18 protein-coding genes are annotated in these 22,307 nt (G+C 53.3%); 7 read left to right on the plus strand and 11 right to left on the minus strand.

What is annotated here, in order from left to right; translation table 11 throughout:
* Window positions 1–156: 156 nt before the first annotated feature.
* The 7 genes from ADIMK_RS20580 to tcuA all read right to left on the minus strand — a co-directional run bounded on the left by ADIMK_RS20580 (window position 157) and on the right by tcuA (window position 8,878).
* Window positions 157–1,020, minus strand: coding sequence for a universal stress protein (locus ADIMK_RS20580; protein ID WP_036192290.1), 864 nt, complete (start codon window positions 1,018–1,020; stop codon window positions 157–159).
* Window positions 1,021–1,037: 17 nt separating this feature from the next.
* A complete protein-coding gene (locus ADIMK_RS20585; protein ID WP_036192293.1) occupies window positions 1,038–3,029 on the minus strand; it encodes a tripartite tricarboxylate transporter permease in 1,992 nt (663 codons plus the stop codon).
* A 63-nt stretch (window positions 3,030–3,092) separates the two neighbouring features.
* Window positions 3,093–4,196, minus strand: coding sequence for a Bug family tripartite tricarboxylate transporter substrate binding protein (locus tag ADIMK_RS20590; RefSeq protein ID WP_036192296.1), 1,104 nt, complete (start codon window positions 4,194–4,196; stop codon window positions 3,093–3,095).
* 126 nt (window positions 4,197–4,322) lie between these two features.
* Window positions 4,323–5,441, minus strand: a complete 1,119-nt coding sequence (locus ADIMK_RS20595; RefSeq protein WP_036192299.1) for a 4-oxalomesaconate tautomerase — start codon at window positions 5,439–5,441, stop codon at window positions 4,323–4,325.
* Between the two features lie 250 nt (window positions 5,442–5,691).
* A complete protein-coding gene (locus ADIMK_RS20600) occupies window positions 5,692–6,345 on the minus strand; it encodes a GntR family transcriptional regulator (protein WP_036192302.1) in 654 nt (217 codons plus the stop codon).
* A 72-nt stretch (window positions 6,346–6,417) separates the two neighbouring features.
* Window positions 6,418–7,497 carry a tricarballylate utilization 4Fe-4S protein TcuB gene (gene tcuB, locus ADIMK_RS20605; RefSeq protein ID WP_036192306.1) on the minus strand — a complete coding sequence of 360 codons (1,080 nt, stop codon included), beginning with the start codon at window positions 7,495–7,497 and terminating at the stop codon, window positions 6,418–6,420.
* The gene (tcuA, locus tag ADIMK_RS20610) at window positions 7,484–8,878 is read right to left on the minus strand and encodes an FAD-dependent tricarballylate dehydrogenase TcuA (protein WP_036192484.1); all 1,395 of its coding nucleotides are present in this window, start codon (window positions 8,876–8,878) and stop codon (window positions 7,484–7,486) included. Before tcuA ends, tcuB begins: the two co-directional genes overlap by 14 nt.
* Before the next feature lie 206 nt (window positions 8,879–9,084).
* Here tcuA and ADIMK_RS20615 point away from each other — a divergent pair, with 206 nt between their 5' ends.
* Genes ADIMK_RS20615 through ADIMK_RS20625 form a run of 3 tightly spaced genes read left to right on the plus strand, consistent with a single transcriptional unit; the run spans window position 9,085 to window position 12,206 of the window.
* Complete coding sequence (locus ADIMK_RS20615) at window positions 9,085–9,762, plus strand: response regulator transcription factor (RefSeq protein WP_036192309.1); 678 nt, start codon at window positions 9,085–9,087, stop codon at window positions 9,760–9,762.
* On the plus strand, window positions 9,749–11,161 hold the full coding sequence (locus ADIMK_RS20620) for a sensor histidine kinase (RefSeq protein ID WP_036192312.1): 1,413 nt from the start codon (window positions 9,749–9,751) through the stop codon (window positions 11,159–11,161). The genes ADIMK_RS20615 and ADIMK_RS20620 overlap by 14 nt, the downstream gene beginning before the upstream one ends.
* Window positions 11,154–12,206 (plus strand): ABC transporter substrate-binding protein, encoded by a 1,053-nt coding sequence (locus ADIMK_RS20625; protein ID WP_036192315.1) that lies wholly within the window; start codon window positions 11,154–11,156, stop codon window positions 12,204–12,206. Before ADIMK_RS20620 ends, ADIMK_RS20625 begins: the two co-directional genes overlap by 8 nt.
* Here ADIMK_RS20625 and ADIMK_RS20630 read toward each other — a convergent pair.
* Window positions 12,197–13,075, minus strand: a complete 879-nt coding sequence (locus ADIMK_RS20630) for a LysR family transcriptional regulator (RefSeq protein WP_036192317.1) — start codon at window positions 13,073–13,075, stop codon at window positions 12,197–12,199. The genes ADIMK_RS20625 and ADIMK_RS20630 overlap by 10 nt on opposite strands.
* 106 nt (window positions 13,076–13,181) lie before the next feature.
* On the opposite strand from ADIMK_RS20630, the gene ADIMK_RS20635 reads away from it, so the two are divergent.
* On the plus strand, window positions 13,182–13,901 hold the full coding sequence (locus ADIMK_RS20635) for a sulfite exporter TauE/SafE family protein (protein ID WP_036192319.1): 720 nt from the start codon (window positions 13,182–13,184) through the stop codon (window positions 13,899–13,901).
* Here the strand turns inward: ADIMK_RS20635 and ADIMK_RS20640 are convergent.
* Window positions 13,892–14,509 (minus strand): helix-turn-helix domain-containing protein, encoded by a 618-nt coding sequence (locus tag ADIMK_RS20640; RefSeq protein ID WP_036192321.1) that lies wholly within the window; start codon window positions 14,507–14,509, stop codon window positions 13,892–13,894. The genes ADIMK_RS20635 and ADIMK_RS20640 overlap by 10 nt on opposite strands.
* Before the next feature lie 300 nt (window positions 14,510–14,809).
* Here ADIMK_RS20640 and ADIMK_RS20645 point away from each other — a divergent pair, with 300 nt between their 5' ends.
* The 3 genes from ADIMK_RS20645 to ADIMK_RS20655 are packed head-to-tail and all read left to right on the plus strand — an operon-like array spanning window position 14,810 to window position 17,119.
* Entirely contained in the window at window positions 14,810–15,052 is a 243-nt protein-coding gene (locus ADIMK_RS20645; RefSeq protein ID WP_036192323.1) for a Trp family transcriptional regulator, read from the plus strand.
* 19 nt (window positions 15,053–15,071) lie between these two features.
* Window positions 15,072–16,460 (plus strand): anthranilate synthase component I family protein, encoded by a 1,389-nt coding sequence (locus ADIMK_RS20650; protein ID WP_036192325.1) that lies wholly within the window; start codon window positions 15,072–15,074, stop codon window positions 16,458–16,460.
* Window positions 16,457–17,119 (plus strand): anthranilate synthase component II, encoded by a 663-nt coding sequence (locus ADIMK_RS20655; RefSeq protein ID WP_036192327.1) that lies wholly within the window; start codon window positions 16,457–16,459, stop codon window positions 17,117–17,119. The genes ADIMK_RS20650 and ADIMK_RS20655 overlap by 4 nt, the downstream gene beginning before the upstream one ends.
* Window positions 17,120–17,190: 71 nt before the next feature.
* On the opposite strand, the gene ADIMK_RS20660 is transcribed toward ADIMK_RS20655, so the two are convergent.
* Window positions 17,191–19,362, minus strand: a complete 2,172-nt coding sequence (locus ADIMK_RS20660) for a methyl-accepting chemotaxis protein (protein WP_036192329.1) — start codon at window positions 19,360–19,362, stop codon at window positions 17,191–17,193.
* Window positions 19,363–19,681: 319 nt separating this feature from the next.
* The gene (locus tag ADIMK_RS20665) at window positions 19,682–22,255 is read right to left on the minus strand and encodes an EAL domain-containing protein (protein WP_231517111.1); all 2,574 of its coding nucleotides are present in this window, start codon (window positions 22,253–22,255) and stop codon (window positions 19,682–19,684) included.
* Between the last annotated feature and the right edge of the window lie 52 nt (window positions 22,256–22,307).

Genomic DNA, 22,307 nt, shown 5'->3' on the forward strand with positions numbered 1-22,307 from the left:
GTCGAGATCTCCATCTCCGTAGAGTAAATGGAAATCTCATCGAGGTCATGGTGCTAATTCAGGGGGAAAGGTCAGTGCTTCAATATAAAAAAAGGCGATACCGTTTTCACGGTATCGCCCAAAGCACTCGACTGATAACCGAGTAACAAGATAGGGTCAGTGCATCATCAATACCGGTATCCTGGCGTGGCCCACGACGTAACTCGTAACCCCACCGAATACTTGCTCATGTACCCGACGGTGGGTATAGGCTCCCATAACCAGCAAGTCATAGCCCTCGTCATGCAGCGTATCGATGATCGCCTCGCCCGCTGATTTATGGCGGCTGTCGAACGTCTTATGTACCGCGTCTATATCATGCCGTTCCAGATATACCAGCAGATCTTGAACATCGGGCTTGAACGCTCGGGCGTCCCGCTCAGTCAGGACATGAACCTCCTGAGCCCGTTTCAAAATCGGCAGTGCCGCACTGACCGCGCGCGAAACCTCCGTGCTGCCATTCCACGCAATGGCCACTCGCTCAGCGCGAAAACATGTCTGCTCACGGGGCATCAGCATGACCGGCTTACCGCTGCGCATCAGCGCCGACTCAAAAGTGGAGGTCGGAACGCCTGAGCGAGGCTGGGGAATCACCAGCATATCGCTGACCTTCCCTCGCTCTGCAACCATCTCACTGCGCAGCCCTGTTACATCAAGCCAAGTTGCAGAGGGGCCATCAACACGACCGGCGCTGATCAACTCGACAGATGCTGACTTACAGAGCTCTGCAAACATCGACCTCATAGCGACCGATTCATGCTCGGTAGACTTGGTTGCCAATGCCTCCAATTGATGAAGTAGCTCAGCCGGCACTGCCAGTGAGATACGGTCATCCGGAAAGAAACGTCGCGGACTCACCTGCGCATGCATGACATCCAAGTGGGCTTCGAAATACTGGGCGATCGCGAGCGCACCCTGTAATCGTTCCTTTACCTGCCCGCTGCTCGAGAGCGGCATCAGTAACGTTTTAGGATTCATCATTTAAGCTCTCCTGTACCTCAACCCAGCGGCCAAGGCATGTTGACCGCATCCTGAAGCAAGCCGCGTGGCAGCTCCAGCACCATCACATGTGCCAGCGCCAGCATGAAAGCCAATGCACTAACGGTCAGTACACTTGTCTTCAATATGGAGGCTCTTGCTTTAACCAGCAGGAATAGTGCGAAGAACAATGCCGTGGAAATGACGTAACCGAACAGATAGCACGCGACGACCAGACCGACCAGCCAGTACACATAGTGCAACATGCTCGCGACGCTACGGTCGAATGCGTAGCCTTCAGCCACCTCGCCATCAAAGTTCACGGTATCATTGATATCGCCCTTCACCAGTTTGAAGATGACAACACTGGTTAGAACCAACATCACTCCACACACCCCGGCCGTGAAAACACCGCCAAGCAGGGTTCTTTGCATGGCATCGTACAACCCGAAGGCGAACGCCAGCCAAATAGCCCCTGCAAACAGAATTTGCGGTGTGCGGTTCTCAGGCACAGAGGGATCGTCCACATCAGTTTTTACCGCCGGCTCTTCTTTGCTTTTGGCGATATGGCGTACAGCGAAGAAGATCGACAGTGCAATCAGTACACCGATGATCAACACACCCGGCTTAGTGAGAAACCCAATGCCGTCGAACTGGAGCGCCTGATAAAGGTAGGTTTCCATACCACTGGCAAGCACAAATCCGATCAGGAACGCAGGGCGCGGCCAACCGAACCTTTTCATCAGCACCCCGAGAACGCCGATCGCAACCAGGGAGATCAAGTCATTCAGGTCGCGGGTAGCCTGAAACGCCGCAAAACAGATCACCGTGATCATGAACGGCGCCATCAGCGCATAGGGAATGGTGGTAAGTTTGGCGACCCATTTTGACAGCAACAGACATGCACCTGCACCGAGTACGTTAGCCAGTGCCAGCGACCAAACGATGGTGTAGGTAATATCCAAGTTATTACCAACCATTGATGGGCCAGGTTCGAGCCCGATCAAGACCATACCGCCCAGGAAAACCGCCATGCTGCCGGAGCCTGGAATACCGAACAGCAGTGTCGGAATCAGACCGCCGCCTTCTTTAGCGTTATTGGATGATTCCGGTGCCAATACCCCACGGATATCGCCAGAGCCGAAGTTTTCTCTGTCCTTGGAGGTTTGAACCGCGTGACCGTAAGCGATCCAGTCAACAACACTACCGCCCAGACCTGGCAGCGCACCGACGATGCAGCCGATAACCGCACAGCGGAACGCAAGCCACTTATGGCGAACAAGATCTTTAACACCGTCGAGCCACCCGCTACCAAGTTCAGACGCCTCGGAGATGGCGCGGTTCTGTCGCAGCAAGTCAATAATTTCAGGCAGCGCAAAGATACCCAGACCGACGACAACCAAAGGTATACCGTCCATCAGGTAAAAGTTACCGAACGTCATACGGAACTCGCCGGTTGCTGGCGCACCACCGACACTGCCGAGGAGCAAGCCAAGACCACAGGCGCTAAGACCCTTGACCAGACTGTTGCCGGCCAACACGCCGACCATACTCAGACCAAGCAGCGTCAGCATAAACAGCTCGGCGGAGCCGAAGGCCAGGATTACCGGCCGAGCAATCAGCACGAATGCCGTCAATACTGCAGCACCGAATAAGCCACCAAACAGCGAAGCCGCAAAGGCAGCACCAAGTGCACGTGCCGCTTCACCTTTTTTCGCCAGTGGAAAGCCGTCGAGCACCGTCGCCTGAGAGCCACTGGATCCCGGAATGCCCATTAGCACAGAGGTAAAGGTATCGGAGGTCGGGATGACCGCGACCAAGCCGATCAACATCGCCAGCGCAGACGTCGGCTCCATTCCGTACAGAAAGGGCAGAAGAAGTGATAGACCGGCAATCCCGCCAAGCCCAGGAAATATACCAATTGCAAGACCGAGGGTGACACCACCTGCCAGATAAAGCAGGTGCACGCCAGAAAACACTGTCACCAGGGCTGTCAGGAATGCTTCAACCATTTTCCAAACCCTTGATTTGTTATTAACGAAAAAGGGGGCCGAGAAGCCCCCTTCGACGACTCGTTAGAACTGGGTGCCGTATTTTTCGGTCAGCCAGTTTCTGATCCACTCTTTATCGCCATCGGTGATATCCAGCGCCACAGCAAAGGCTTTCTGCGCCTGTTTACCGACCGCCTGGGGATAGCTTCCCAGCACATCTTCGCTACGCGCCTTGAAGCTCTCGGTCGCTACGGCCTTCTTGACCGCTTCGGTCCAGGCGTCTACGACCTCGTCAGGCGTTTCTTTGGGCAGGAACAGCCCTTTCTGCGCTGCAAAGCCAGCGGCAAAGAAGGTTTTCCAGACCTTGAACTCGACGCCGGAGGGCTTCTTGCCATTCATCATTTCATAGGCTTCGGCGAAGTGAGGCAGGTCAGGGAAAGTCGGGTCCCGCTGCAGGTTGCCGTCTTCATCCAACACACCCCAGCTCATGATCGGAATCGCCTTACCCTCTTCCACCAACGGCAGGACCTTGGTCAAGTACGCTGAGGAGGTCTGGTAATCGACGTTCACCTCACCACGCTCAAATGCCAGGCGCCCAGCCCCGCGCCCCTTCATACCGAAGATCGCGTTCACATCCAGGCCCATGATGTCCATCGCCAGCAGCGGGATCAGGTCGAGGGAGGTCGCGCCCTGGCTGGCGTACTTGACTTCTACGCCTTTGAGTTTGCCCAGATCCGCCGCCGATTTGATGCCAAGGTCGGCGCTCACATAGAACACCCCGCCAGTGGGGGATGCGAGCACAGCTTTCCAGTCTTTGTACTCATAGTTAACGCGCGGATCGCCGAGCAGATAGGGGAACTGAGTAGAACCGGAGGTACCCAGAACGGTCAGCCCGTCGTTGCCGGCACGCTGCTGGAAGATGTTGGCACCTTTGGTCGAACCACCACCGGGTATATTTTTGACCACGATAGCGGGTTGCCCCGGCAGCTGTTCGGAAATCAGCGGAGCGAAAAAGCGAGCCCAGGTGTCAGAACCGCCCCCCTCTTTGAACGGCATGATGAATTCAACGCGCTCGCCTGAGAAATCAACGGCCTGCGCCATGGCCGACACGCTAAGCCCAACGCCGCACGCCACGCCCAAAGCCGCACCTTTGATCAGTTTCGAGTAAGGGGATGTCTTGCTTTTCATTATATTACCTCGGGGTTTGTTATTATCTTTTTGCCGCGCGAAACCCCATCTCACGGGGCGGCGGCTGCACTCACAGTCGAATCTACCCAGCCAAGCTGTCAGTAACCTGTCACCCGATAGTCAGCCTCAAACCTCAACTGGCTGCGTGGAGTCAGGCGCCCATACACTGGCAGGGATATGGATCTGGCCTGAAAACAGCAGGCGTGCAGTGCGCACAAGCCCGGCCCGCTTCAACTCCAGGTTGTCGGCGTTCTGCCCTTCTACTTCGAGAATCACATCGATCTTGCCGCTGGGGTGTTCAATGCGAATTGACTTCTGCTCTCCCTCGGGACAAATCGCCACATCCCTCGCGACAGAGCCCGGCACCGCGATACAGGCCGCTACGCATATCGCGCCAGTTACGGCATGGGAGGCGTGGCAGTTATGAGGCACGAAATAACGGGAGGTAATCGCTCCGCCGTTGCGAGGCTCCGAGAGCAGTGCCACCTTGGGGATCACTTTTCCAGCTGCATCGCCAAGCCCCATCTTCAGCGCGGCTTCGCGGCGGATCTTCTCAATCCTGGCGAGAAGTTCGCTATCCGAATCAAGCTCTGCCTTGGATTCCGCGCCAGTCTTACCGAGCGATTTGGCGGGAATCAGCACCATCGGCACCGCCGCATCGACGCAGCTGACTTCGATGCCATCAAACTCATCACGTACATTTCCGGTCGGCAGCAGCTTGCCCGTTTTAGTCCCGGCCACATCGAGGAAATTCAGTATCACGGGCGCACCTGACCCCGGTACCCCATCGATCACGGTATCCCCTTCGTACTCGACAACCCCGCCCGGCGTCTTGACGACGACATGGATCAGCGAGTCGGTATTCACGTTACGTACTCGCACCACCGTCTCACCATCCTGCGCAGCAACCAGCCCCTTTTCGATGGCAAAGGGGCCAACACCGGAGAGGATGTTTCCACACGACGGCCCTATATCGACGCTGAGTTCCTCGACCGACACCTGGGCGAACAGATAGTCCACATCGGCTTCGGGATGCTGGGACGGACCGACGATCGCCACCTTGCTGGTCAGCGTGTGCCCGCCCCCGATGCCATTGACCTGCATCGCATTTCCAGAACCCATCGCGGCAGTCAGAATGCGGTCCTGAATCTCGCGCTCTTTTGGAAGGTCACTTGCTAAAAAATAGGGGCCTCTTGACGTGCCACCACGAAAAATGGTGCAAGGGATTGCGGTCTGATTCGGCATGGCAGCTACCTCACTCTGTTGTCGTTTTAGTTATCAAGTGAGCATCAGTGCTGGTGCATGAAGGGTTACACGCCGGCTTCACGCCAGGATCTATGCTCTATAGCGAGCAAAAATTAACGGCCAAAGCTGTCACCGGCCTGTCAAAGGCCGCAAATCAGTCATGATGTGGGCAAGCGGAGATGGTGCGTATCGAGGCACTGAAAGGCCGATACGCAACAGACTCTTGAATGAGTGGCGAGAATTATGTTCTTTAGATCAGATCGGTCATCATGCGGATACGGGCTTTTTGCGCCGAGCGTATATGCCGCCGGGCGGCTTCTTCGGCCATGTCGGAGTCTCGGGCCTCGATAGCGCTCAGCAGCTCTTCATGCTCTTCCAACGCACTGTTGCTTCTTCCCTCTATCGCGTAGGTGGTTCTCCCCAGCAACGTGAGCGAATCACGAAATCCGGATAACGCCTTAAGCAGATAGCGGTTATGCGCCGCCCGATACAGCGTCTGATGGAAAGCCTCATTGAGCCTTGCTCTTGCCTCGGGGTCATCTGCCTGATTTCGCTCCTGGTTTACAATCTCTCGAAGCGTATAGAGCTCAGGCTCCGAAGCATGCTTCGCCGCCAAGGACGCGGCGCTGGCCTCCAATACCTCGCGCATCTGGTACAGCTCTATTACCGCCTGGTAATCCAACGCGGCGATTGTCATGCCTTGATGAGGCGTAGAGCAGATCAAACCCTCCGACTCCAAACGTCGAAGCGCTTCTCGAACCGGTGTTCGACTGATTCCGAGCCAATTGGCAAGATCGGTCTCGACAACCCGACCACCCGGTTGAAGCGCTCCGCTGCGGATCGCTTCAATTATGCGCTCATACGCAACAGCGGCGAGAGGAGGCTTACGCGCTGATGTTGTCATACCGCTATGATTCCCCAATAAAGGTCCGGGCCTTTCGGCCCGGTACACGTATGAAAGTGCAACTCGTGTTGCTTAAGCCTTGCACTGCTCATCTCTAATCAGGGCTGCCAGGCGGAAGAAACCATGCACCATCTTAGAGAATGGCATCAACAGGAAGAACGCAAGTACTGCACCCAAATGCAACGCCAGCAGCTCATTCAACAGGCTGGTTTCACGCAGGAAGTAAAGCGCCAGCCCGCTGGTGCTAACGACGAACAGCAGTAGCACGAAGGCCATCTCCCCACCCCACACTCGAGCGTCCGCCAACCCACGATCCGCTTTCAGTTTCAGGCTCGCCAACCCCAAAGTTCCGATGCTTAGCAGCAAACCGCCAGAAATACCGAACAACTTAGGCAAGGAGAAAAACCCGTAAGGTGCCTGCATATCGAGCCCATAGTGCATCAACGTCGCCACCGAGGTCGCGGCAAAACAGAGCAGGAAACCATACATGGTGGCCTGATGGTATAGGCGGCGACGGTTCGAGAACGCATCTTCCGCCTCGAAATTACACCCATCGCCATGTCCGCCGGAGAGGTTTTTCATCTTCGCGATGCTGCCAAATGCCCCAGCAACATGGCGCCACCTGATCGACTCTCCACCAATCGTCCGCCAATACCCCCGCAGTGACAGCAAGATGAGCAGAATCGGCAAGATAAATGCCGGAGCAAACAGCATAACCATGGCATTGTGCGACATGAGCGAATAGAACCCTTCGCCAGAGGACTTGGGTGCTATCTGAATCAGCCATACCAGCAACGCAGCTGCCAACACAACAAACAGAGACAGGGAGACACCACTGCGATGAAATAGCTTGGCAATACCCCCCGGCTGCGTGTGACTCTCCCAGCTCTCTTGGCGGACTTCGGCCAGTGCCTTGGGCAGATTCAAGCCAAATTCATGCGGCGCGGTGTACTGGCAGGCGTAGTAGCAACCCCGGCAGTTGTGGCAAAGATTCGATAGCTGCTGAATATCGCCATCGCTGAAGGCACGTTTACTGTGCACCGCCGGAAACACTGCACAGTAACTCTCGCAGTAACGACAGGCATTGCATATCTCAATCTGGCGACGGGCCTCGCCAATGGCATCCACATTAACCAACTCAATTGCTTGCATAGCGAGCAGCCTCCCGACCTGCGATGCGTCCGAATACAGTACCAATTGTCATACCGAAACCGGCGAGATATCCCTGACCGAGTATGGAACCGGCCATAATTTCCCCTGCAGCCCAGAGGTTCTCGATCGGGCCCGTGCGGCCTTGTACTTGGGCTGACTCATCCACTTTCAGTCCAAGATAGGTAAAGGTGACGCCGGTACGCAGGGTATAGCCGTAGTAAGGGGGCGTATCGATCGGACGCGCCCAATTGCTTTTCGGTGGGGTCAACCCCTGAGTGGCCAAACCGTCAAGCTCGGTCGGATGGAAGTGCCCTTCGGTGCAGGCCTGGTTAAACCCATCAATCGTCTCTTGCAGCTGTACAGTCGGCAGATCGAGCTTACCGGCCAACTCCTCCAGGGTATCCGCTTTGATCGGGGGGAAAACCGACGGCATGAACAGTTCCAGCGATTTCGAATCGATGATCACATAGCCAACCTGATCCGGCTGAGCCGCAACCAGACGACCCCAGATCGCATAACGCTTAGGCCAGACATCCTCGCCCTCGTCGTAGAAGCGCTGACCCTCCTTGTTCACCACCACCGAGAATGGGACACAATCCAGTCGCGTTACGATGCCGCCGTCAAACTTTGGGGCGCGCCCATCGATTGCCACCGCATGACACTGAGTAGGGTCACCCACGGACTCCAGCTCTTGACCAATAAGATCCTTGAGCACAACACCTCGATTGTACGGCGTTCCCCTGATCAGGAAATTCTTCGCCGCCGGTCCCCAGGCATCAGCCAACCAATCGACATCCGCCTGAAAACCGCCCGATGAAACAACAACCGCTCGCGGTGACAAACGGTGCTGTTCACCCTGATAGGTGACGTCGATGCTGACGATCCGGTCGCCTTCTCTCTCGAGATGGGTCACCTGCGCCTCGTAAAGAACATCAACCCCCAGGTTCTGAGCGGTGCGATAGTAAGCATTGACCAAAGCCTTGCCCCCACCCATGAAAAACGCATTTGTACGCGAGAGAGAAAGCGTACCCGACAGCGAGGGCTGGAAGCGCACGCCATGCTCCACCATCCAGGCATAGCACTCTTCGGAGCTGCGGATCGCAAGCTTGGCAAGATTTTCATCCGTCTTGCCTTGCGTCACCTTCATCAGATCCTCGAAATACTCCTGTTCGCTGTAACTGTCGGTTAAGACAGCCATGGGCTCACCGTGCATACAGCGAAAATTTCGGGTATGGCGTGAGTTACCACCACGGTACGCCTTGGGCGCCCCCTCCAGTATCAGTGTACGAGCTCCAGCTTCGGCAGCCGAAATCGCGGCACAGAGTGCTGCGTTGCCCCCCCCCACCACAATCACATCGTAATTGGCTCTTAGATCAACCATATTGTTATCAGCCTCCTGATTGTATACAGCCGAATACATTTGCACTCATCCTCTATGAGAAAGCTGTCACAGACCTGTCACGGGGACGAATTAACTACTTCCAGCCCCGCATGAGTACAACTTCTTACGTTAATTTTCAGGATGCGTTTAGAATGAGTAAGAACGGCAGGATGTGATCGATATCGACATATTACTGAAGAGACACAATGAGAATTCTAATAGTCGAAGATGATGAAACGCTGGGCGATGCACTATCAAGGCGCGCAACCCGGCAAGGCCATGGTGCGGATTTGGTTGTGACAGGCAATCAGGCAGATGAGATTCTGAAACGACAGGATTACGACCTGATCATACTCGATTTGAACCTGCCAGGCCTTGACGGTAGACGTGTCCTGGAAAACCTCAGAAAAAGGAAAAAGGACACCCCGGTTCTGATTTTAACCGCCCGAGATCAGGTAGAAGACAGGATTACGCTGCTCGATTGCGGTGCCGACGATTATCTGACCAAACCCTTTGACTTCGGAGAACTGGAGGCCCGCTGCCGGGCGCTGCTCAGACGTAAGTCGGGACCCGCATGGGATCAGATCACCTATGGCAATCTGGTGCTGGATCGAAACGCCTGCACCGTCTCCATTGACAATGAACTCGTCGATCTAAAACAGCGGGAGTTTCGGTTGCTTGAGATATTCCTGACCCACACAGGCCGAGTCTTAAGCAAGGATGAGCTTCTAAATCACATCTACAGCTTTGATGAATCACCAAGCCCAAATGCGATTGAACTATACGTTGCTCGGCTTAGAAAGAAACTGGCATCAAGTTCGGTTGATATAAAAACGCTCAGAGGCTTGGGTTATCTACTCAATGATTTAGATGAAGCAAAATAGTTTTTCAATAAAACAGCAGCTTACCAAGCTCACAACCGCCCTCTTGGTCATTCTGATAATGATAAGCTATTTGGCTGCCGATCTTTACGGACGTCGTGCCGCACGCCTGTCCTATGACCGGCTTCTTGCCGGCGCCACACTACAGATCGCAGAGAATATCAGCCTGATCAACGGCGTAGCAGTGGTCGACTTGCCACGCTCGGCATTTAAGACGCTCGCGCTAGCACCCGATGATCGAGTTTTCTACGCAGTCACCGATGAAGACGGCGAACTGATCACGGGCTATAACGACCTTCCCTTTAATGCAGAAGGCAATGACAGGCCTCGCGAGGAAACGAGCATAGGACCTTTCAACTACAGGTTTTACACTCAAAAATATCGAGGCGAGAACATACGATTTATCACCATGGACCAGGTGTTAAATGACGTGGCGATTAAAAAAAGAATACGTATAACGCTCGGCCAATCCGTGCGAGCCCGAGAGGCGCTAGCTTCAGAGATTCGTTGGAAAGCGTTGCAGTTTGTCTCGTTTTTTTTCGTCCTTGCACTTTTGGTGGTCTCGCTGGCTATTAAAATGATGCTCTTACCGCTTAAAACGCTCAACAAAGAGCTCGGCTCCCGCTCACCTGTGGACTTAACACCACTTGATCTCTCAGTACCGGATGAAGTAACCCCCTTAGTGAAAACCATCAATCATTTCATGGCCCAGCTCAACGGCACACTGGATAAACTCAAGCAATTCACGGCTATTGCCGCACACCAAATACGCACACCTCTGGCTGGACTTAAATCTCAAGCGCAAAATGCGCTGGAGGAACAAGACAGCACGATCAGACGCCAACAGTTGCAACGCGTGGTCGAAAGCAGCGACCTGCTGAGCGAAACCGTGAGCCAGCTACTGATGCAGGCCGAGCTGGAGCACCGCTTTCGGCGTGAGGTTTTTGGCGATGTACAACTCGATGAACTGGTCAAAGAGGTGTGCCGCGATGTTGCCGTGCCCGCCCTGCTAAATGGTATAGAGGTAGCCTACTTGGGGGAGGGTCGGTTTCATTTGACCGGCGATCAATTCGCGTTGAAACAGATGATCCGCAACATTCTCGAAAATGCGATCAAATACAGTGATGCCAATGGGTTGGTCGAGACCAATATCTCAAGACATGAAGACGGCACAATCGTACTTTCAGTCAGTGATAATGGACCTGGCATACCAGAGGACGAGCGCCCAAAAGTGTTTGAAGAGTTCTTCCGCGGAACCGATAGCACCAAGCCGGGAAGCGGTCTGGGCCTATCAATCGCCAAGGAGATCGCCAACCATCACGGTGCAGATCTCCACCTACTTGATAACACGCCTCACGGACTCGTGGTCGAGATCCACTTTAAGAGGTCGGAAAATGCGTAAGTTAGTTCTACTGCTGATAATGCTGGCCACCAATCTACACGCAGCCAACCTTTACCAAATCCCAGCGACCTCCTCACCTTCCACCAAACTCATCATCTATGGTGCCGCGGACTATCCAGCAATCAGCCCTCTGCTGATGGCCTTTCACCATAAGTATCCCAACATCGACATCGAGTACACAGAGGGGAACACGCTGAAGCTGTATCAGAAATTTCTTGCCGTTCAGCCCAATGGCCCGGATGTGATGCTCAGTTCCGCCATGGACCTACAATTCAAGCTGGTCAATGATGGCTACGCTCGAGCTTACCTCTCCTCCGAGACCGAACGCCTGCCTCACTGGGCAAACTGGAGAAATGAAATTTTCGGTTTCACCTATGAACCCGCCGTCATCGTTGTCAATAAAACGTTGCTCGAGAGCACCGATATACCCAGAAGCCGTTCAGAACTGCTAACCCTACTGCGCCGCCAAAGCGAAAGCCTAAAAGGTCGAATCGGCACATTCGATATTGAGCGGGTGGGCATTGGCTACCTGACCTGGGCCAACGACCGCCAGCAGACAACCAGTTACGGCCGCCTTTTGGAAGCCTTCGGCAATAGCCTAGCTCGTCAGTTTCCCAGCAGCGCTTCAATGCTGCAGTCACTGCAGGACAAAGAGCTGACCATTGCTTACAACGTACTCGGCTCTTACGCAAACAGTTGGGCCAAGATATACCCAGACTTACAGGTTATTCTTCCGGAAGATTTCACAACATTGGTCATGCGCAGTGCCTTTATATCCAGAAGCGCCCGAAATCCGGAGAGCGCGCGACTGTTTATCGACTTCCTTCTCTCCAAAGAGGGACAAAGAATACTGGCCGATGCATCCAGCCTTTACCCTATACGTGACGATATTCCAGGCTACGAAACAGTAACATCGCTCATTAAGATAGATGATAGTCGCTTCAAACCGATTTACCTCGACCTATCACTATTGGCAATAAGCGATAAATCAAAAAAACAGATTATTCTGGACGAGTGGGATTCGGCGATGAGATCTTATCCCTGATCTGTCATTTTTTTCCAGAATATCTTTGCCGTTTGACTTAGAGTACGATCTTTTAACTTGATTAAATACATAGAGAGAAGACTGGTGCTATTAAATCCTTCTATAGATAAACGAGCTAAACGTCCAGCGTGGAGATCCTCGTCCACAATATACTGAGGCATACGCGCCCAGCCTAAACCCGCCATCAGCAACTCCTTTTTAACATGATAGTCTTTTACCAGCCACCTCCGTTCACCTGGCAATACATTTAAAGGATCAAACGGCGAATGGGTACCAGAATCTGCGACCAATATGTGTGGACGCTCGCGGGCCTCTTTTTGTGAAATAGTGCGCTGACTCATTCCATGAAAATACTCCGGCACTGCAACTGTGACCATTAACAACTCACCAATATCCGCGTACTCAAAATTATCATTCAATCCCAGATTCGGACCGATCGCGAGGTCAGCCTCACCCAAAATAAGGCGCTCCAGAATACCCGAATGATGTTCTGTGGATATATTCAACTCCACATCAGGAGTTTCATCACAAAATTCACGAATACGGTCTAAGTGCGGCGGTCGCGTACACATTGCACTCAATGAGAGTGAAAGCTTCGGATTAGTGCCTTTCGCTAATAAAGAGCCCAATTTCTGAAACTCATCCACTGCTCCCATTAATTGGCGCGCCTGCTTATAAAGAGCCTTCCCCTCTTGCGTCAGAATTGGCCTGTAGCTTTCCCGATCAAACAGTTTTACGTCATAGCTGTCTTCCAGCACCCGTATCGATGAACTGATAGTTGGTTGAGTCTTATGCAGCTGAGCGGCTGCGGCTCTGAAGCTTCCTGACTCAACAACCGCCATGAAAGCACGAACATGGTCAATCTTCATTATTCAAAATACCTATCATGATGAAAGAACAATATTATTATTATTTTTTGTTTATTAATAATATCATTTCTAAAAGCTTTTTTCTTGGGTACCAAGACTTATGGGAATGGAGTTTTTTACTCTATCTATAGCTGCGCTGATTACTGGACTGTCTAAGTTCTCAGTTGGCGGAATGGGTATGTTGATAGCCCCCATATTGCTCACCACCTTCCCAGCCCACACTGTTTTAGGTATTTTACTACCTATCTATTTGATCACCGATGTTATGGTAGTGCTTAGCTACCGGACCAATATCGATTGGGGTGTTATTCTTAAAATAATACCCGCGCAGTTGATTGGCATGACACTAGCCAGCCTACTAATGGCCAATATGAGCTTAGATTTTCTACCAAAGCTTATAGGTTTCATGATTATATTTATGATATTGATTGGTTTTTGGATTGAATATCACAATACTAATTTCATGAAAAGAAAATCCTCTATTCATGGAACTGGGCTAATAGCCGGTATTGTAGCCATGACTGCTAATGCTGGCGGCCCTTTTATAAGCTTAATACTACTAGAACAAAACCTTAAAAAAGTCTCTTATGTCAGCACTAGAGCGTGGTGTTTTCTTTTTATCGACATAGGAAAAATACCACTCATAATTTCCCTAGGATACATCAACACTGATACAATAAAGATAAGTATTCAATCTATTCCAGCCCTGTTGCTGGGGTCATTGATAGGATTTATCTTACTTAGAAACATCAAAACAAAACATTTCAAATGGATAATACGCATACTATCAGCATTGGCCGCATCAAATTTAATACTCTATGGATAATTCGATACAAGATCATCATAGAAGTTTAACGTCTGATGACGGCTAGTAATTCTGAGTTTTCTTCTAGCCCGTGTTATCGTGGCTTTAACGGCACCGGTTGAAACGCCCATCTCTTTAGATATTTCAACGTTAGAATAACCTTCGCATATTTTCAGCATAACATTCATTTCTTTTTTTGTTAAATCAACAACATCCCCTCTAAACAAGGACAAATAGTTTTTAGACATTATAAATTTATTTTTTACTTCTTTTGTCTCGTAAAGACTTTTAATAGTTTCTGTGACTAACTCAATTTCTGCTCTCATGGGAATAATAAAATCAACCTTTGATCGCATCAAATTTTTTCTATCTTGCAAGCCAAGTGTTTCTTTAAACACGAGCATTATTGTAGATTTTTGGCGTCTAATTTTCTTGTTAAGACGCATATAATCTTGACTTCTTAAAACATCATAAGCAATAACAAAAGAAGCTTCATTATCTAAAGAAGCCACTGATTCAACATCAGGATATTCTTTAAAGGAAACATTTTCGCAGAACAATTCTGAAATTATTTTTTTCAGACTTATATTGAATAACGGTGAGTTACCAACGATAACTGTTGTGACCATTAATACACTACCCCACCTTAATAAAAGGTTTCGATAGTATAAAAAATAAAGCTGTCACTAACCTGTCACCACCATTTTTTATTAGCTGAACATATCTTCTCTATTGGCAGTTTTGTATTGCTGGGGATGAGTCGCCCCTAAGCCACACCGCCTCCCCACCGGAAATCGAACGGCTTAGTCCCCGAGGGGCTAGCCTAATAATGTACGAAATCGGCCCGCCAACAGTCTGAAATTAAACATATGGGGGATATCACACAATTTTGATTGACAGGCTGGCCTTTTGTGATAGCGTACTAGTACATGAATACACCCTATCTCGACGAACTGCTTGATCACCTGCTCGAAATGCGTGACCGCGCATCTCTGGAAAAGGCACTGAGCGAACTGCTGACCCCTTCGGAGTTAACCGAGGTATGCAAACGCCTGCAGATCCTGCGTCTGCTCGAAGAGGGCGTTCCCCAACGCGAGATTGCACGCCGCCTCGGGGTGGGCATCGCCACGGTCACCCGTGGATCACGCGCCCTGAAATCGGAAACACCCTGACCCGGGAATACCAGATACCATGACCAAACCCGCCAGAATCGAACTGCCACGCAAGCCGCACTATGTCACGCTGACAGCGGACACAGACTTCTTCGGCCTGTTCAAAAAGATAGAAAAACGCTTCGATAACTGCTTCATGCTTGAGTCGCTCGGCGAGGAGAGTTTCATCTCCCGCCATTCGATCATCGGTTTCGACCCGGAGCAGATCCTGTATGCCACCGAAGGCGCCCTTCATATCGAGCAGCGCGACGGCAGCCGGGAAACCTACCCCAGCGACAACCCCTACTACCTGCTACGCGAGATCGTGCCGCAAGACATCATCTCGCGGAAATACGCAGGCGGCCTGACCGGTTATATCGGCTACGACTGCATGAACTACTTCGAGCCGACGCTGAATCTGCAGCACAGTGAACTGTTCGACGTGTTCCGCTTCGGTGTGTTCAAGGACGGTCTGATCCTCGACAAGATGACCGGCGAGGTGATCTATTTCTACTACACCGACAGCCGCATGGAGCTGATCGAGTCGATCCTCGCCGAGCCGGCGGCGGAGAACGGCCCGCTACGCATCACCCCGATGGGCGAGACCATGTCTCAGGAAGAGCACGCAGCGGCGGTGATGAAGGTGAAGCAGGACATCATCGAGGGCAAGATTTTCCAGTGCGAGGTTGGCTTCAAGAAGCGCTTCAAGCTTGAGGGCGACACCATCGCCATCTACGAGCAGCTACGCGAGGTGAACCCGTCGCCGCAGATGTATTACGTCAAGTTCGGTGAGCAGAAGCTGATCGGCGCGAGCCCCGAGCTGCTGTTCCGCCTGCGTCAGGGCGAGATGGAAACCTTCCCGCTGGCCGGTACCACCAAGCGCGGCAAGGATGAGGTGGAGAATACCCAGTATGCCCGCGCCCTGCTCAACGACCCGAAGGAGATCGCCGAGCACAATATGATCGTCGACCTGCACCGCAATGATATCGGCCGCGTGGCGCGCTTCGGCACGGTCAAGGTGCGCAGCCTGATGGATATCAAACGCTTCAGTCATGTGCAGCATATATCCAGTGAGATTGTCGGCATCATCGCCGAAACCGAAGACATGTTTTCGGCCCTGGCCAGCAACTTCCCCGCCGGCACATTGACGGGCGCACCCAAGATCGAAGCGATGAAGATCATCGACGATCTGGAATCTGACGGCCGCGGCCCCTACGGCGGCGCGGTTGGTCACTTCTCCTTCAACGGCGACTGTACCTTTGCCATCCCGATCCGTACCGTGTTCGCCAATGGCGAAAATGCTTACGTACAGACCTGCGGCGGCAACGTCTACGACTCCAATCCGGAGGACGAATACGAGGAGATCCGGCGCAAGTTCGCAGGCACCAAGAAAGTACTCGATACATTCATTCAGGAGTCCGAGGCATGAAGGTCTATATCATCGATAACTACGACTCCTTTACGTACAACCTGTACCAGTACATCGGAGAAATCCTATCCACTGCACGTCTCAAGGGCGAGATCGACGCGTTCGACATCGTGGTCAAGCGCAACAATCAGGTATCGCTGGAGCAGGTACGCGCCGCTAACCCTGACCGTCTGATCATCTCCCCGGGCCCTGGTTCACCGGATGATCCGGCCTACTTCGGCGTCTGCGCCGAGGTCATACGCGAGCTGGGCCCCACTATTCCGCTGCTGGGGGTATGCCTGGGCATGCAGGGCATTGTGCATGTGTTCGGCGGCAAGGTGGTCAAGGCACCGCTGCCGATGCACGGTAAGATCAGCCCGATCAGCCACAATGGAGAGGGAGTGTTCAAGAACACGCCGGATCAGCTCGAAATCATGCGTTACCACTCGCTGATCGCAGAGGCCGAGTCACTTCCAGAATGCCTTGAGGTAACGGCGGCGGTGGGCGACCTGCCCCGTGAAAGCTTCGACGATATCGCGCACATACACCAGGGTGGTCGGTTCGAGATTATGGGCGTCAAACACCGTGAATACCCGATCCACGGCATCCAGTTCCATCCGGAGTCCTTTGCAACAGAAGGCGGTAAAGAACTGATCAGCAACTTCCTGTTCGGCTGCTGAGCCAGCCGCCAAGGACGAAAAAGCCGCTACCGACTGAAACGGGGTAGCGGCTTTCTTATATCAACGACCGATCAGACTGAAACCTGAAAACGCGACATCAGTCCGGCGAGGTTGCCCGCCTGCGTCGTCATCTGCGAGGCCGCATCCGAACACTCGTCGGCACCGACGCTGTTACGCTGTGTCACTTCGTCGATCTGCGTCAGGCCTATGCTGACCTGCTCGATTGCCTGCGCCTGCTCCTGCGAGGCCGTGGCGATCTCGGCCACCAAGGATGAAACCTCGACAACTCCGGTGACAATCTCCGCCAGTGCTCCGGACGTGCTATCAGTCAGCTCCATTCCCCGCAATGTGCGCTCGTTGGAGGCCTGAATCAATTCGGCCGTGCGCCCTGCTGCTTCTGCACTGCGCGCTGCCAGACTGCGCACCTCATCGGCGACAACCGAGAAGCCTCGGCCATATTCGCCCGCACGGGCAGCTTCGATTGCCGCATTCAGCGCCAGCAAGTTGGTCTGCTCGGCTATCTCCTCAATGGTCTTGATGATGTTGGTGATATCCTGCCCCGACTGCTCAATCTCGTGCATCGCCACATTGAGCACCTGCATCAGCTCGTTGCCTTTCTGTGCCATCGATTCAGAACTGGCCGACAGCTGGCTGGCCCTCTCCGCATTCTGCGAACTTTGTGTGATTTGAGCGGCCATCTCGGTCACTGCGGCAGTAATCTGTGTTGTCGAAGAGGCGGATGCTGCAACCCCTTCTGACATGTTGTGAGCCAATCCCGATACCTGTGTTGCATTATCATGGATCAGTTGCGATGACACTTTGACGTCCGACACCAGCTCGTTAAGGTTGCGCACCATTCTCTGTAGGGCCCTACCCAGCTGGTCGTTTTCGGACGCCAGATCCACGTTCAGATTCAAATCGCCGTTGGAGATCCGCTCGGCCACGCCCACCTGTTTCTGCAGGCTATCCGCCATCCGATCCAGCGCTGCCGATAGCTGTCCCACCTCATCATCGGCCTGATGCCCCATACGCTGTGAGAAGTCTCCGGCACCAATGGTCCGGGCCAGTGCGACCGCCTTGCGAATCGGAGCGGCCAAAGAACGGGCGGCAATCCAGAGAACAGCAATAGCTATTAACGACACGACAACACCGACCACCGACTGCATCAGCATGCTGCTGCGCCCCTGCGCCGTCATCTCAGTCTCCAACTGCCGGGCGGAGGCCAGCACCACCGACTCATCGATTTTAAGCATCACTGACCAGGCGTGTCCGGTTCGCCCCATTGTGATTGGCGACAGGACGGTTATGACACCCGATTCTCGGTCATGATCCACCCAATTACTGCTCTCTTTGATTTTCGCCAGTCCCTCCTGCCACTTGTCACCCATTACCGTCTTGAAGTGCCCACCAATCGCTGACGGATCCTCACTCTCGGCGATCAGCAAGCCCTGATCGGTGACAATGGCCACTTCTCCCTGGCCATCAAACAACGCTCGGTCAACCCGCTGCGAGATCTCCTGCACAAAATCGAGGTCATAATCGGTGCCCACCACGCCGAGGAACTCCCCGTTCACCATGATCGGCACCGACATGGTGGCCAACCACACCTGCTTACCCTGCACGACATAGGGCAGCGGGCCTATAATGCTCTCGCGGCCGGTTGATTTGGGGCCTTGATACCAGCCGCCCTTGGCTACTCCGTTGGGATGTTTCTCGGCCGAGTCATACTCGACCAGCGCCTGAACGTTGATATCGCCATCTCGGGTGCGCGTCCAATAGGGTGTGAAACGGCCAGTGGAGATGTTGGTGCCTGCACCGAGAGATCGGGAAAAAGCATCTTCACCGTCAAGCGCATCCGGTTCCCAGCAGGCGTAGGTGCCGTTAAATTCCGGATTGTTCTTTAACACCCGAAGCAGTATGTCGTTGACCTGAGGCCGCCCCAGATTCAAACCTTCGTCGCCCTTGTCCCGCGCCTCGATCGCTACGATAAAGGTATCCGCCATGGTGCGGGCGGTATCCAGTGCGAGATCGAATTTCTCCTGTACTTCGCCGGCGTAATGTCCGCCCAGGTTTTGAAGATTTTCCAGCGTGGTCGAGGTGGTTTGAGCACTTACCCGGTCAAATACATGACTTTGCGTGGAAGAGAAGCTGTACATACTGTAAGCCACCAACAGCGCAGCCGTCAGCAGCAGACAGGCCGCCCCGATAAGGGCGATCTTCAGCTGAATTGATTTGATTTTCATAGACCTGCGCCCATTCCGATAAAAAACTGAGGATTAGAAAGAGAACAACTCAGACGGCCTTCTCAACCTCCTTGTTTGGCTTTTAGCTCCTTTGGGCGACCATACGACTTTGTTGCCTGTCTCCGATTGATATCGATTGTGTCCATTCTATAAAGCCCCGTGCACGGGAGCCCCGTAAGAAAGAACTAAACACCTTGTCCTTTGGTGGATAGCCGGATGTACATGCATCCCGCCAAAGGGGAGACTGGCAGTCGAGATATGAGATAGGGTTTTAAGAACCGATATGGGCGAAGTAAAGCTCGTTGATCCGGTCAGGCGATCAGCTGTAACACCGAACGCTGGCAAGCAACTCTTCGGCCGGTAAGGGGCGACCGAAGAGATACCCCTGAAAATAGCGGCAGCCGTACTCAAGCAAGGCTTGGCGCTGCTCGTGTGTTTCCACCCCTTCGGCGATGACAGACAGATCCAGACTCTCGCCTAATGCGACTATCGTGCGCACAATGGCCGCATCGTTCGCATCGTCCAGAAGATCACGGACAAAACTCTGATCTATCTTCAACTGATCCAGCGGCAACCGCTTCAGATAACTGAGCGAGGAAAAACCGGTACCAAAGTCATCCAGCGAGAAACCAACGCCGTGCTTGCGCAACCGACGCATCTTGTCGATGGTCTGCTCCACGTTGCGAACCAGCATCGACTCGGTAAGCTCAAGTTTTAATCGCCGAGCATCGGCGCCTGTCTTATTCAGCGCCGACAGTATCTCATCCACGAAGTTGTCCTGATGAATCTGCATGGCGCTGATATTCACCGCAATCGGTATACCGCCCAAAACGGAATCGCCAGACCAACAGACCAACTGGCGGCAGGCTTCTTCAACGACCCACCGGCCAAGAGGGCGTATCAAACCGCTGGCCTCGGCAACCGGGATAAACTCGGCTGGCGAGATCATGCCCATATCGGGGTGACCCCAGCGCAGCAAAGATTCCACACCGATCAGATCACCCTGCTCGCAGTACTGCGGCTGGTAGTGCAGCTCAAACTCACCCCGCTCGAGACCCCGTCGAATGCCTGCTTCAAGTTGGGCTCGTGAGCGTACCTGGGCCTGCATGGATGGGTCGAAAAAGCGGACGCTGTTGCGCCCTGCTGCCTTGGCTTCATACATCGCAAGCTCCGACCACTTGATCATGTCATCGACAGTGTGACGTTGTCGGGCGAACATGGCGACGCCGATGCTGGCGGTTGGCGTATACACGTTACCCTCGTATTCGAACACTTCGCTGACAAGCTCCAGCAACGCTTCAGCCAAATGCTCGGCTTGAAACAACGCCTGATCCTGCACTTCGTCCAACCCTTCAATAATCACAACAAACTCATCGCCGCCAAAGCGGGCAAGTGTATCGCCCTCACGCACCCTTAATTGCAGACGCTCTGCCACCAGACACAACAACTGGTCACCCGCACCGTGGCCAATGGAGTCATTAAGGTCACGAAATTTATCCAGATCGATAAACATGACGGCGCCCGGCACCCCGGAACGGGACGCACTTGCCAAAGCATGATCCAGCCTCTCCAACAGCAGGTTACGGTTTGGCAGCCCGGTCAGACTGTCATAGAAGGCCAACTGATGTATCTGTGCTTCGCTGCGCTTGCGATCAGTAATATCAGTCGACACGCCAACAAGCCCGACAATTTCTCCCTGCTCGTCCCGTAAGGGCTGTTTCACAGCCAGATGCGTTCGTTCCTCCCCACTGTCAAGTCGTCGCTGCGCTACTTCATCAACCACTCTTTCACCAAAGAGCAGCACGCGCTGATCCTGACTGCGTATTCGCTCCACCGTGTCCGCGTCGAAGAACTGTTCGTCACTGCAACCGCAGATTTGCTCTTCCGGCATTCCAAGCAGCTGAGCAACACGGGAGTTCACGTACTGATAGCGGAAATCCTTGCCCTTGATATAGATATAGGCATCGACATTGGACATGATGGTGTTCAGGCGCAGCTCGTTCGACGCAAGATCCCGCGTTTTCTGACGCACCTTGCGCCGGAGAAAGGCCACACCGACGCCGGCCGATAACAATAGAGCCGCCAGCACACCCAAAGCCCACAATAGATCGAGCGGGATCTGGGGTTCGTGATAGTGATCACCCCAGTGCCCCAGCACATGGTAATAGGGCGAATCAGCTTCATTCTTCCACTCACCCAGCCTTTCATCTATGCGCTGCAACACCCCTAAATTTTGCCCCCGAGGGGTGACATAAAATAGCTTTACCGGTTGAAACATGAGAGGGGTCTGCACCAGACCGAAATCATGGGCGTTGTACTCGCCATACTGTTGGTTAGTGACAGCGCCCTCGGCTTTACCGGCGGCCACCAGCTCGAACGCTTCCCGGAACGAGCTGACCCCCTCCAATTTGATGTCGACGCCGAACCCCTCTGCGAGACTGCGTAGGTATTTGGCTTGCACCGAACCGTTCAAAACGGCGATCCGCCGCCCGGCCAGATCCAGAGGGGAGTTCAAATGGGTCGATTCTTTGGCAAATACTTGTGACCAACTATACAAGGCGGGAATTTGATGAAATGTAAACTGTGCCCGCCGCTCTGGGCTTTCAGCCACGTCGGGGAGAATATCGATCCGCCCTTCCCTGAGCCCTTTAAGGCAATCCGACCATTCACAGGGCACCGGTTCAAGACGCCACCCTTCGTACCGAGCTATTTCACTCAGCAAGTCGCCCAATATGCCGGAGGGCAGATTCTGCTCCGCATCCAACGCTATTTTGGGGGGATTTTCATAGACACCGACGCGCAGCACTTGCTCGGCCAGTACCCACCGCGGTTCAGTCAGTAGCAATGCCAGAAACAGCGCTATGGCGTGCATCCGCGGCACTCTTGAATCCATCCGTCCGCTCCTCACCGAATCCCTTGGTCATCCTGATGTTTAAGCATAGCAG

Origin of the sequence: Marinobacterium lacunae, from assembly GCF_000705555.1 — a bacterium.
Classification (GTDB): domain Bacteria; phylum Pseudomonadota; class Gammaproteobacteria; order Pseudomonadales; family Balneatricaceae; genus Marinobacterium_D; species Marinobacterium_D lacunae.